General features: G+C 63.5%; 11 protein-coding genes. 2 read left to right on the top strand and 9 right to left on the bottom strand.

Annotation, left to right across the window (positions count from 1 at the left end):
- Positions 1 to 131: 131 nt before the first annotated feature.
- Positions 132 to 1,583 (top strand): NADP-dependent succinate-semialdehyde dehydrogenase, encoded by a 1,452-nt coding sequence (gene gabD, locus P5W98_RS21165; RefSeq protein WP_421026134.1) that lies wholly within the window; start codon positions 132 to 134, stop codon positions 1,581 to 1,583.
- Between the two features lie 169 nt (positions 1,584 to 1,752).
- Here the strand turns inward: gabD and P5W98_RS21160 are convergent, their stop codons facing one another.
- From P5W98_RS21160 to cyoA, 6 genes are all read right to left on the bottom strand, one after another.
- Positions 1,753 to 2,364 carry a hypothetical protein gene (locus P5W98_RS21160; RefSeq protein WP_421027043.1) on the bottom strand — a complete coding sequence of 204 codons (612 nt, stop codon included), beginning with the start codon at positions 2,362 to 2,364 and terminating at the stop codon, positions 1,753 to 1,755.
- Positions 2,365 to 2,675: 311 nt separating this feature from the next.
- Positions 2,676 to 3,878 (bottom strand): 3-oxoadipyl-CoA thiolase, encoded by a 1,203-nt coding sequence (pcaF, locus tag P5W98_RS21155; protein WP_421026135.1) that lies wholly within the window; start codon positions 3,876 to 3,878, stop codon positions 2,676 to 2,678.
- Between the two features lie 244 nt (positions 3,879 to 4,122).
- Positions 4,123 to 4,443 (bottom strand): cytochrome o ubiquinol oxidase subunit IV, encoded by a 321-nt coding sequence (cyoD, locus tag P5W98_RS21150; protein WP_421026136.1) that lies wholly within the window; start codon positions 4,441 to 4,443, stop codon positions 4,123 to 4,125.
- Entirely contained in the window at positions 4,444 to 5,055 is a 612-nt protein-coding gene (gene cyoC, locus P5W98_RS21145; protein WP_421026137.1) for a cytochrome o ubiquinol oxidase subunit III, read from the bottom strand. It lies immediately after the preceding gene.
- A 3-nt stretch (positions 5,056 to 5,058) separates the two neighbouring features.
- On the bottom strand, positions 5,059 to 7,062 hold the full coding sequence (cyoB, locus tag P5W98_RS21140; RefSeq protein ID WP_421026138.1) for a cytochrome o ubiquinol oxidase subunit I: 2,004 nt from the start codon (positions 7,060 to 7,062) through the stop codon (positions 5,059 to 5,061).
- 5 nt (positions 7,063 to 7,067) lie between these two features.
- Positions 7,068 to 7,958, bottom strand: a complete 891-nt coding sequence (cyoA, locus tag P5W98_RS21135) for a ubiquinol oxidase subunit II (RefSeq protein ID WP_421026139.1) — start codon at positions 7,956 to 7,958, stop codon at positions 7,068 to 7,070.
- A 610-nt stretch (positions 7,959 to 8,568) separates the two neighbouring features.
- On the opposite strand from cyoA, the gene P5W98_RS21130 reads away from it, so the two are divergent.
- Positions 8,569 to 9,393, top strand: coding sequence for an IclR family transcriptional regulator (locus tag P5W98_RS21130; RefSeq protein ID WP_421026140.1), 825 nt, complete (start codon positions 8,569 to 8,571; stop codon positions 9,391 to 9,393).
- Positions 9,394 to 9,443: 50 nt separating this feature from the next.
- On the opposite strand, the gene phnN is transcribed toward P5W98_RS21130, so the two are convergent.
- Genes phnN through phnF form a run of 3 tightly spaced genes read right to left on the bottom strand, consistent with a single transcriptional unit; the run spans position 9,444 to position 11,526 of the window.
- Positions 9,444 to 10,025, bottom strand: coding sequence for a phosphonate metabolism protein/1,5-bisphosphokinase (PRPP-forming) PhnN (gene phnN, locus P5W98_RS21125; RefSeq protein ID WP_421026141.1), 582 nt, complete (start codon positions 10,023 to 10,025; stop codon positions 9,444 to 9,446).
- Positions 10,022 to 10,774, bottom strand: a complete 753-nt coding sequence (locus tag P5W98_RS21120; protein ID WP_421026142.1) for a DUF1045 domain-containing protein — start codon at positions 10,772 to 10,774, stop codon at positions 10,022 to 10,024. The genes phnN and P5W98_RS21120 overlap by 4 nt, the downstream gene beginning before the upstream one ends.
- Positions 10,771 to 11,526: a phosphonate metabolism transcriptional regulator PhnF gene (gene phnF / locus P5W98_RS21115; RefSeq protein WP_421026143.1), complete on the bottom strand. Its 756-nt coding sequence runs from the start codon at positions 11,524 to 11,526 to the stop codon at positions 10,771 to 10,773. The genes P5W98_RS21120 and phnF overlap by 4 nt, the downstream gene beginning before the upstream one ends.
- Positions 11,527 to 11,569: the final 43 nt, after the last annotated feature.

Below are 11,569 nucleotides of genomic sequence, written 5' to 3'. Positions count from 1 at the left end.
CCTCGGCAAAGTCCATCGGCCCGCCGCGCGCGGGCCGTCCACGAAACGGCACACCGGCGTTTGCCGCTGTGCCGTTAGTCGTTGTTACTGCATTGATTTCGAATCGAATCAACGTTATCGGGAGCTCAGGCATGAACCTGAAAGACGCATCGCTGCTGCAAAGCAAGGCCTATATCAACGGCGAATGGCAAGGCGCTGAAGACGGCGCCACGCTCGACGTGACCAACCCCGCCACGGGCGCGCTGATCGGCACGGTGCCGCGCATGGGCGCCGCCGAAACGCGCCGCGCGATTTCGGCCGCGAACGCCGCATGGCCCGCATGGCGCGCCAAGACCGCGAAGGAGCGCAGCGTCATCCTGCGCAAGTGGCACGACCTGATGATGGCCAACGCCGACGACCTCGCGCTCATCCTCACCACCGAGCAAGGCAAGCCGCTCGCCGAGGCGAAGGGTGAAATCGGCTACGCCGCGTCGTTCCTCGAATGGTTCGCCGAAGAAGGCAAGCGCATTTACGGCGACACGATTCCGACCGTCGCCAGCGACAAGCGCATCGTCGTGACCAAGGAACCGGTGGGCGTGTGCGCCGCCATCACGCCGTGGAACTTCCCCGCCGCGATGATCACGCGCAAGGTCGGTCCCGCACTCGCGGCCGGCTGCCCGATCGTGCTGAAGCCCGCCGAAGCCACGCCGCTCTCGGCGCTCGCGCTGGCCGTGCTGGCCGAGCGTGCGGGCGTGCCTGCCGGCATCTTCAGCGTCGTCACCGGCGACCCGAAGGCCATCGGCGGCGAGCTCACGAGCAATCCCACGGTGCGCAAGCTCTCGTTCACGGGCTCGACGCCGGTCGGCCGCCTGCTCATGGGCCAGTGCGCGCCGACGGTCAAGAAGGTCTCGCTCGAACTGGGCGGCAACGCACCGTTCATCGTCTTCGAAGACGCCGATATCGACGCGGCAGTGGCAGGCGCCATCATCTCCAAGTATCGCAACAGCGGCCAGACCTGCGTGTGCACGAACCGCTTCTACGTGCACGAGGCCGTGTACGACACGTTCGCGGCGAAGCTGCGCGATGCCGTGGAAAAGCTCAAGGTCGGCCTCGGCACCGAAGCCGGCGTCACGCAAGGCCCCCTCATCAACGAAGCGGCCGTGCTGAAGGTGGAATCGCACATCGAGGACGCGCTCGCGAAGGGCGCGCAAGTGCTCACGGGCGGCAAGCGCCACGCGCTCGGCCACGGCTTCTTCGAGCCCACCGTGATCACCAACGTCACGCCCGCGATGAAGGTCGCTCGCGACGAAACGTTCGGCCCGCTCGCGCCGCTGTTCCGTTTCTCGTCGGACGAAGAAGTGATCAGGATGGCGAACGATACCGAATTCGGCCTCGCCGCCTACTTCTACAGCCGTGACATCGGTCGCGTATGGCGAGTGGCGGAAGCGCTCGAATACGGCATGGTGGGCATCAACACCGGCCTGATCTCGAACGAAGTCGCGCCGTTCGGCGGCGTGAAGCAGTCGGGCCTCGGCCGCGAAGGCTCGCACTACGGCGTGGATGACTACGTCGTCGTCAAGTACATGTGCATGGCCGGCATGTAAGCCGTTGCCAGAAACTCAGCATGACGAAAAACGGGCGCCGCAAAGGCGCCCGCCAGTAACAGAAACGCCGGCATATTGCGATGGATTCGCGATATGCCGGCGTTTCTGTTTGTTCCTGCGTTTCTGCTTGCGACCGGGCCTCGCGGCCCGGTGCAGCTGGTTGTACTGCTTAGTTCGTAGCGCCAACCGGCGTGATCTGCGTCGCATAGGCGGAAACGAACACGGCGTGGATCGTGTCGCCCACCTTTAGCTTCTTCAGGTCGATGTCGGGCGTGGCTTCCAGCGTGACCGTCTGATACGCGCCGCGCAGCGTCACTTCGCGCTTCTTCGCGTTGATGTGCTGCACGGTGGCCTGGACTTCGACCTGGCGCGCCGCGTCATAGCCCGACGACGCCGGGAGGTACACATTCGTGTCGACGCGCTTGCGAATGCCCTTGTCCTTGCCCGTCACCTTTTCAGCCGTCACGAGTAGCGCGTTCTTGTAGAGCACGTCGACGGTATCGCCCACGTTGAGCTGGTCGAAGTTGCTCACTTGCTGGCTCAGGGCGATCTGGACTTCGTTGCCGCGCGGGCCACGCACCGTGATCACGCGCGATGCGCGGTCGATGCCGACGATCTTGACTTGCACGTGAACCGGCGGTGTATTCGCAACGAGATTCTGCGTCGCGCTCGCGAGCGCCGATTGGGCCTGGGGCGCTGACGCCGGCTGCTCCGTTTGCGCCGATGCCGCTTGCGCGAACGCCATGCCAAGCACAACTGCCGCCAACGCTGTTGCCTTCATCATCCGTATTCTCCTCAAAAGTCGGGGGGCACTTTCTCTGCAACGGCTTGCGCCGAAGTCTGACGATTCTACGCGTGCCGCTCGAAAACCGACTAGTGGATGGCCACGAGCCGTATCAGATTAAGCAGAACGTATAACAAAAATCAACGCGCCATTGATCTGCATCGCGAAACAATACTGACAATTTTTGCCGATCTTGAAACGTCGCCTTGCCTCGCAGGATGAAAAAAGCCGCGAATCCGAAGATTCGCGGCTTGGGTAACGCCTTGGCGAAGCGGCGGCTCAAGCTTGCTTCAGCCGCCTGATCGACATTAAACGCGCTCGATGGCGATAGCGATGCCCTGGCCCACGCCGATGCACATCGTGCACAGCGCATAGCGCCCTTGCGTGCGGTGCAGCTGATACATCGCCGTGGTCACGAGACGTGCCCCGCTCATGCCCAGCGGGTGACCCAGCGCGATTGCGCCACCGTTCGGGTTGACGCGGGGATCGTCGTCGGCCACGCCGAGCATGCGCAGCACAGCCAGGCCCTGCGAAGCGAACGCTTCGTTGAGCTCGATCACGTCGAACTGGTCGATGGTCATGTTCAGGTTCGCGAGCAGCTTCTGCGTGGCGGGCGCCGGTCCGATGCCCATCACGCGCGGCGCCACGCCCGCGGTCGCGATGCCGAGCACGCGCGCACGCGGCGTGAGACCGAAACGCTTCGCATTGGCCTCGTTCGCGAGCAGCAGCGCGCACGCGCCGTCGTTCACGCCCGACGCATTGCCCGCGGTGACCGAACCATCCGGGCTCACGACGCCCTTGAGCTTCGCCAGCGTCTCGAGACTCGTCTCGCGCGGATGCTCGTCGCGCGACACCACGAGCGGATCGCCCTTCTTCTGGGCGATCGTCACCGCAACGATTTCCTGCGCGAGCGTGCCGTCTGCCTGCGCGCGCGCAGCCTTCTGCTGGCTGCGCAGCGCGAACGCGTCCTGATCGGCGCGGCTCACGCCGTAATCGACAGCGACGTTCTCGGCGGTCTCGGGCATCGAGTCCACCCCGTACTGCTGCTTCATCAGCTTGTTGACGAAGCGCCAGCCGATGGTCGTGTCGTAGATCGCGGCGTCGCGGGCGAAGGCGCTTGCCGCCTTGCCCATCACGAACGGCGCGCGGCTCATGCTCTCCACGCCGCCCGCGATCATCAGGCCAGTCTCGCCCGACTTGAGCGCACGCGCGGCAATGCCCACGGCGTCCATGCCCGAGCCGCAGAGGCGGTTCACCGTCGAGCCCGGCACGGCCTGCGGCAGGCCCGCCAGCAACGACGACATGCGCGCGACGTTACGGTTGTCTTCGCCCGCCTGGTTCGCGCAGCCGTAGATCACATCGTCGATTACTGCCCAGTCCACCTCCTTGTTGCGCTCCATGAGCGCCTTGAGCGGCACCGCGCCGAGGTCGTCGGCGCGAACCTGCGCAAGGGCGCCCGCGTAGCGGCCGATCGGCGTTCGTATCGCGTCGCAGATGAATGCTTCCGTCATGAGAGTCTCCAGGTTCAGATGCAATTTGTTCGATAACCGAACTCATGATCGATAACCGAACAATTGGCATCCATAATATGCGTCGCGTTGTGCGGGTGTCAAGCTGGCATCTCTCCTGATCGGCGAGGAAAATTCCATCATATGAAATGAAAACGGCCACACAGAACCAGTGTCTGTGCGGCCGTCACCCTGCGGACCAAGCTCCCGGGAGAGGCTTCCCGAGGCGCCGTGCAGAACCCATGAACTACCGTGACATCATGTTCATGCCGACGTTGTGCATGACCCAGATCGTGCCGAAGATCAGGAACGCAGCAGCCAGCACAGTATAGGCGAGCGAGAGCGCGTTCCAGCCCTGTCCCGACGACGTGTTCAGATGCAGGAAGAACACAAGGTGCACGACCACCTGCACGAAGGCAAGCACGGCGAGCACGACCATCATGGTGTTCGGCGCCATTGTGCCGTGTATGACGATGCCGAACGCGCCGGCGGTCAACAGCACCGCGAGAATAAAGCCCGCCACATAGCTGCCGAGGCTGCCATGGGCTTCGCTATGAGAATGCGCCATTTAAATCACGCTCCCGAGATAGACAAAGGTAAACACGCAGATCCACACCACGTCGAGGAAGTGCCAGAAAAGGCTCAGGCACGTGAGGCGGCGCACTTCCCGCTCGTCCAGTTCCGGACGGCGGATTACCTGCATCATCAGCACCGCCATCCAGACGAGGCCAAAGAAGACGTGCAGACCGTGCGTGCTGACCAGCACGAAGAACGACGAGAGGAACGCGCTGCGTTGCGGGCCCGCGCCCTCGGCAATCAGGTGCGAGAACTCGCGCAGCTCCAGCACGAGAAACAGCGCCCCCAGAACAAAGGTCACGGCCAGCCAGCCGACAACCGCGCCGCTCTTGCGCTGCTGCGCACCGAGCATGGCGAAGCCGTAGGTGATGCTGGAAACCAGCAGCACCGCGGTCTCGACTGCAACGTCGCTGATGTTGAACAGGTCCTTGCCCGTTGGGCCGCCCGCGAACTGATGCCCGAGCACGCCGAACGTCGCGAACAGCGCCGCGAACAGGACGCAGTCCGTCATCAGGTAGACCCAGAACCCGAACACGGAATGCGACGGCGGGTGATCGTCGTGATCGAAATCGGCAAGCGTTGCCGCATTGGTTTTTTGTAACATCGATTAAGCCTCCACAGCTTCCATCTCGCGCTCGGCGGCAACCGCCGCGCGATGGCGCTTCTCTTCGATCTCGCGAACCTTCGCGGCCGGAATGTAGTAGCCGTCGTCGTCGCTAAAGCTGCGTACAGCAACGGTAACGACGATGGCGATAAAGGCGAGCACGCCGAGCCACGTGATATGCCAGACACCCGCGAAACCCAGCAACAAGCTGAACACGCCGATGAAGAAGCCAGCCGACGTATTCGACGGCATGTGAATGTCCTTGTACTTCGCGGCGAGGCCCATGCCACGGCCCGTTTCCTTCATGTGCGTAAAGGCGTCGAGCTCCTGCACCTGCGGGATGAGCGCAAAGTTATAGACCGGCGGCGGCGACGAAGTCGCCCATTCGAGGGTGCGGCCATCCCACGGATCGCCCGTGACGTCGTGGCACTCCGCCTTGTTGCGATTCACGAACGCCATCACCCACTGCAGCACCTGGAACACCACGCCAACTGCGATGATGGCCACGCCGATGGCGGCCACGATGAAATACGGCTGCCATGCGGGGTTGTCGTAGTGGTTCAGACGACGCGTTGCGCCCATGAAGCCGAGCACGTAGATCGGCACGAATGCCACGTAGAAGCCCACGAACCAGCACCAGAACGACGCCTTGCCGAGCTTTTCGCTGGGCTTGATGCCGAACACCTTCGGGAACCAGTAATGGAGGCCCGCGAGGTAACCGAACACCACGCCGCCGATGATGGCGTTATGGAAGTGCGCAATCAGGAAGAGCGAGTTGTGGAGCACGAAGTCCGCGCCCGGAATAGCCATCATCACGCCGGTCATGCCGCCGATCGAGAACGTGACCATGAAGCCGATCGTCCAGAGCACCGGCGCGGTGAAATGCACACGCCCGCGATACATGGTGAACAGCCAGTTGAAGATCTTCACGCCCGTGGGGATCGCGATGATCATGGTGGCGATGCCGAAGAACGCGTTGACGTTGGCGCCGGAGCCCATCGTGAAGAAGTGGTGCGCCCACACGAGGAACGCAAGAATCATGATGGCGCACGACGCATAGACCATCGTCTTGTAGCCGAACAGCGGCTTCTTGCAGAACGTGGCCATGACTTCCGAATAGATGCCGAACGCGGGCAGCACGAGGATGTACACCTCGGGGTGGCCCCACGCCCAGATCAGGTTCAGGTACAGCATCATGTTGCCGCCACCGTCGTTCGTGAAGAAGTGCATCCCGAGGTAGCGGTCGAAGCCCAGCAGCGCAACGGCGATCGTGAGGATCGGGAACGTGGCCATGATGAGCACGTTCGAGCACAGCGCCGTCCACGTGAACACCGGCATCTTCATGAGGCTCATGCCCGGCGCGCGCATCTTGATGATGGTCACGAAGAAGTTGATGCCGGTAATGAGCGTGCCAACGCCCGAAAGCTGCACGGCCCAGATGTAGTAGTCGACCCCGACGCCTGGACTGAACTGCAACTCGGACAGCGGCGGATACGCGAGCCAGCCCACCTGCGCGAACTCGCCGATCACGAGTGAGACGTTGATGAGAATCGCGCTGATGGCCGTCATCCAGAACGACAGCGAGTTCAGGAACGGGAACGCCACGTCGCGCGCGCCGATCTGCAGCGGCACGACGAGGTTGAACAGGCCGACCATGAGCGCCATCGCCATGAAGAAGATCATGATGACGCCGTGCGCCGAGAAGATCTGGTCGTAGTGATGCGGCGGCAGGTAGCCCGGCGCGTCGAGCGCGATGGCCTGCTGGATGCGCATCATGACGGCGTCGGCAAAGCCGCGCACGAGCATGAGCACGGCCACGATCATGTACATGACGCCAATGCGCTTGTGGTCCACGCTCGTGATCCACTCGCTCCAGATGTACTTCCACTTGCCCGTCACAGTGACGAGACCGAGCACGCCGATTACGATCAGCGCCATGAATGCCGCGGCGCCCATGATGATCGGCTGATCGAACGGAACTGCCTCTAATGTAAGTTTGCCGAACATGCCGCTTACCCCTTGGTCACGCACGACGGGTCGGTGAAATCCGTGACGTGGCCGTTGTTGTACTTCCCAATGATGTTGTTGAAGAGCTTCGGATCGACCGTCGAGAAGTACTCGACCGGTGCCTTCTCGCTCGGCTCCAAAACCTTCGCGTACTGGTCCATCGACAGCGCGGTTTGCGACGCCTTGACCTTCTGGACCCAGGTGTCGAAGTCCTGCTGGCTGGTGGCGAGCGTGCGGAACTTCATGTCCGAAAAGCCCTTGCCGCTGTAGTTAGCCGAGATGCCCGCATAGTCGCCGGCATGGTCGGCGATGAGGTGCAGGCGCGTTTGCATGCCCGCCATCGCGTAGACCTGAGTGCCCAGTTGCGGAATGAAGAACGAGTTCATCACCGAATCCGACGTAATGCGGAAATTGACCGGCGTGCCCACCGGTACCGCGAGCTGGTTCACCGTGGCGATGCCGAGGTCCGGGTAGATGAAGAGCCACTTCCAGTCGAGCGCGACGACCTCGACATTGATGGGCTTGACGTTCGATTCGATCGGCTTGTACGGGTCGAGCTCGTGAGAGGTCTTCCAGGTGAGGATCGCGAGGAACAGGATGATGACGGCCGGAATGCTCCAGACGACTACTTCGATCGCGGTGGAATGCGCCCATTTGGGGGCGTAGGTGGCGTTGCGATTAGACGCGCGGTAGCGCCAGGCAAAAAAGAGCGTGAGCAGGATCACCGGCACCACCACGAGCAGCATGGCCCATGTGGCGGTGGCGATGAGGTGCTTTTCGGCCACGCCGATACTGCCCTTGGGATCGAGCACGGTCAGCTCGCTGCACCCCGCGAGGGAGGCGAGCAGCCCGCTGCCGAGGGGGATTAACCACCTTTTGAAGGCTTTTCTCTTCATGTTTGCCTGCGTTTTCGTTTAACTACCTGGACGCTTTCATGTATTTCCATCGCAAAAATGCCGACGCAAAATACACCCCTTACGTGTTTGGCGAAATTCTACGGAAAGGCGTTATCCGAAAATTTGATCCAAGCTAAGGTTTTCTGCTTGCGACAAAGCTATCCCGCACAAGCGCGACGGAAAGACGCAATTAACTTTCATCCGCCCTACAGATGTGCACACAGCCCCGCACAGCGGGCTTCTCGCGTATGACGAATTTCCGGCAATGTGAAAACGCGCGCGGAGACAGAGCGTCGAAAAAAGGGGAATCAGACAATCCCGGCCTGAGTCCGACAGTACTATTCGACTAGTCCAATGGAAAATAATCTGATAAAGAGGCTCAGCCTTATTCAAGGCACTTTCACCACTTCAATATTTATGTCAATATCAATATAAAGCTGGTGAATTGCGGAAAATCAAATATGAAGCGATAAAACCTGCGAACAACTTGAATTTTTCCGTCTCGACCGGCGTAGTTCGCCGTGCACCGGTTGGCGAATCCATGCGCTTGCGCTATCGTCATGGGTTCCTTACGCGCCGCCTCCCGCCCTTGATCCGACGCCACGACGCCATGAACCCCGCCAGCCGCGCTTCGCACGCCCCTTCCGACGAGCAGCCGGAGTCCCCCGAAAAACCGGGCGACTCCTACGTGCAGTCGTTCGCGCGCGGGCTTTCCGTGATTCGCGCGTTCAATGCCGAGCGCCCCGAGCAGACGCTCACCGACGTCGCAGCGGCCACTGGCCTCACGCGCGCCGGCGCGCGCCGCATCCTGCTCACGCTGCAAACGCTCGGCTATGTGGAGGCCGAAGGGCGCCTGTTCCGGCTCACGCCCAAGATTCTCGACCTTGGCTTCGCGTATCTCACGTCGATGCCGTTCTGGAATCTGGCCGAGCCGGTCATGGAGCAACTCTCGGCCGAGGTGCACGAAAGCTGCTCGGCCGCCGTGCTCGACCGCACCGAGATCGTTTATGTGCTGCGCGTGCCCACGCACAAGATCATGACGATTAACCTCTCGATCGGCAGCCGTCTGCCCGCCTACTGCACCTCCATGGGCCGCGTGCTGCTCTCGGCGCTCGACGAGCCGACGCTCGACGCCACGCTCGGCGCGACGCCGCTCTATGCGCACACGCCGCGCACCGTCACCGACAAGGACGAGCTCAAGAGGATCATTGCGCAGGTGCGCCAGCAGGGCTGGTCCATCATCGACCAGGAGCTGGAGGGCGGACTCATCTCGATCGCAGCGCCGATCCGCAACCGCCAGGGACGCGTGATCGCCGCCATGAACATCAGCGGCAATGCCCAGCGCACCTCGGCGAAGCAGATGGTCAAGGCCTTCCTCGAACCGCTCCAGCAGGCCGCCCAACGCGTCTCGGAGATGGTGGCGCTGCGCACCTGATCCCCACCCTCTCGCCAACCCCTCTCCCTCTTAGGGAGAGGGGCTTTGGGTCACCTTGCTGCTGCCGCCACACGCTGCACCGTCTCTATGAAAGCCAGCCCCGCATCCTCCAGCCGCCCCGAGTTGTCGATGTGCGTGAGCGACGCCCCCGCCGGCACCTCGAACGACGCGCGCCGCGCAAGGCGCGCGGCGATCTGCTCCGGCGTCTCCCGGGCGCGCGAGGCAAGCCGTGCGGCCAGCACGTGCTGCGCGGCGTTCACATGCACGAGCGTCATCTGCGGATAGCGCGCCAGCGCCTCGTTCACGTACGCACGTGAGCCGTTCAGCACCACCGTGCAGCCGAGCGCGAGCCACTGGTCGATCTCCACGCCGATGCCATACCTCAGCGCGTGGCTGCGCCATTGCAGCGCGAACAGACCAAGGCGCGAGCGCGCCTCGAATTCGGCGCCGGTGAGCGCGATGTGGTTCTCGCCGCCGTCCACTTCGCGCGTGATATAGCGGTGCGCGAAAAGCACCCCATCGGACGCGAGCCGCGCACGCGCAAAGCCGAGCAGCGAGTCCTTGCCCGCGCCCGAGGGGCCCATCACGTAGATCAGGCGCGATGTCGTGTCCGTTGTCGCTCCGGTGGTCATGCGTGCTCCCGTGCCTGCATGTGCGCCGGTTGGTCGGCGGGAAAATCCACCCGTTGCCACAACGAGAACGGTTCGCCCGGACGCGGCTCGACGTAGAACGCGACGCCCTCCACGGGCAGCATGCCCGCATCGCGCATCTGGGCATTCCATGCGTGCGCGAGCGCGGCGCACACGGCTGCGTCGTCGAGCGAATCGGAGAGCGTCATGTGGAAGCGGAATTCGTCGAACACATACGGATAGCCCCACTCTTCGACATAGGCGCGCTGGCGCGGCGTGAGCGGCCCATCGAGCCGCTTCGCAAGCTCGTCGGCGGTCTGCGCGGCGCGCAGGTGGCCGAGCGTGCGCAGGGCGTCGGCGGCGAGTTCGCGCAACGCCTGCGCGCCGTTTTCGTCGGCGGCCCGCAGCGCGACGAAGCGCCCGAGCATGGCCGCCTCCACCGCGACTTCGAAGCGCGCGCGGCCCGCCGCCCACGCCTGCGCGGCAGCCACGAGCGTTTGCGGCGTCACGCCTGCCGCAAGCCGGAACGGTGGCACGAGCGTGCCATGCCAGCCGTAACGGCGCGGCGCGCCGGTGAGCGCATCGAGCGGCGGCGCGAGTCCGGCCGGCTGCGGCGGTGCGAGCGTTTCGCCGCTTTCCGGGTCGCGGCCAAGCCAGGCGCAGCCGGCCCGCCACCACGCCGAGGCGCGCGGCGGCGCGTAATAGAGCGCGAAGCGCGTCGCCTCGCTCCAGTCTTCATGCGGCGCGCTCATACGTCGTGCTCCACCATCAACTGCACGCGGTCCGCCGCGAAATGCGTGATGCCGTACTTGATGGGCACGCCATCGAGATCGACATCGACGTTCTCGACCCACAGCACCGGCTGCTGCCGGTTGATATTCAGCCGCCGCGCCACTTCGGGCTCGGGCAGCACGCTGCCGATGCGGCTCCACTTGCGCAGATAGTCGCTCACGCCGAATTCGGCGAGCGCCTTCGAGGTGCTGTCCACGCGCGCCATGACCGCGGGCAGATCGGCGAAGCGCGCGGCGGGATACCAGCTGCGCGCATAAGTGAGCGGCACGCCTTCCGACTCGTGCAGTGTTTCGAGCCGATACACGAACGCGCCGGCACGCATGGCAAGCGCCTTCGCCACGACCGGATCGGCCTTCACGCGCGACGACGCGAGCAGCTTGCCAACCGCAGAATGCTGATGACGCTGCAAATTCTCGGTGAAGCGCGTGCGCTTGCCGATGGTGTAATCAATCGCGCCGGGCTGCACGAAGGTGCCGCGCCCCTGCTCCACGCTCACGAGACCTAGCGCGGCAAGCCCCAGCATGGCGCGCCGCACCGTGTGGCGGTTCACGTCGAAGCGCCGTGCCAGTTCGCCTTCGCTCGGCAGCCGGCCGTCCTCGCCAAAGCCCTTTGCCGCGATCTCGGCCGCGAGAATCTGCTCGATCTGCCGCCACACCGCCACGCCTGCGCCGCGCTCGAGCGTGCTGTGCGGGGCCTCGTCGTTCGATGTCATGGTGCTGTCATTCCTCCGGGGTTCAATATCGGCTGTAGCTTGC

Source organism: Paraburkholderia sp. A1BS-2L, from assembly GCF_051125205.1.
Taxonomy (GTDB): domain Bacteria; phylum Pseudomonadota; class Gammaproteobacteria; order Burkholderiales; family Burkholderiaceae; genus Paraburkholderia.
The sequence above is the reverse complement of the archived record's forward strand: the minus strand, read 5'-3'. Positions and strand labels throughout refer to the sequence as shown.

Excerpts from the sequence above, each read along its gene's own strand:
- phnF (WP_421026143.1), bottom strand. The coding sequence starts at position 11,526 with ATGACATCGAACGACGAGGCCCCGCACAGCACGCTCGAGCGCGGCGCA.
- cyoB (WP_421026138.1), bottom strand. The coding sequence starts at position 7,062 with ATGTTCGGCAAACTTACATTAGAGGCAGTTCCGTTCGATCAGCCGATC.
- P5W98_RS21130 (WP_421026140.1), top strand. The coding sequence starts at position 8,569 with ATGAACCCCGCCAGCCGCGCTTCGCACGCCCCTTCCGACGAGCAGCCG.
- phnN (WP_421026141.1), bottom strand. The coding sequence starts at position 10,025 with ATGACCACCGGAGCGACAACGGACACGACATCGCGCCTGATCTACGTG.
- cyoD (WP_421026136.1), bottom strand. The coding sequence starts at position 4,443 with ATGGCGCATTCTCATAGCGAAGCCCATGGCAGCCTCGGCAGCTATGTG.
- P5W98_RS21160 (WP_421027043.1), bottom strand. The coding sequence starts at position 2,364 with ATGAAGGCAACAGCGTTGGCGGCAGTTGTGCTTGGCATGGCGTTCGCG.
- P5W98_RS21120 (WP_421026142.1), bottom strand. The coding sequence starts at position 10,774 with ATGAGCGCGCCGCATGAAGACTGGAGCGAGGCGACGCGCTTCGCGCTC.
- gabD (WP_421026134.1), top strand. The coding sequence starts at position 132 with ATGAACCTGAAAGACGCATCGCTGCTGCAAAGCAAGGCCTATATCAAC.
- cyoA (WP_421026139.1), bottom strand. The coding sequence starts at position 7,958 with ATGAAGAGAAAAGCCTTCAAAAGGTGGTTAATCCCCCTCGGCAGCGGG.
- cyoC (WP_421026137.1), bottom strand. The coding sequence starts at position 5,055 with ATGTTACAAAAAACCAATGCGGCAACGCTTGCCGATTTCGATCACGAC.
- pcaF (WP_421026135.1), bottom strand. The coding sequence starts at position 3,878 with ATGACGGAAGCATTCATCTGCGACGCGATACGAACGCCGATCGGCCGC.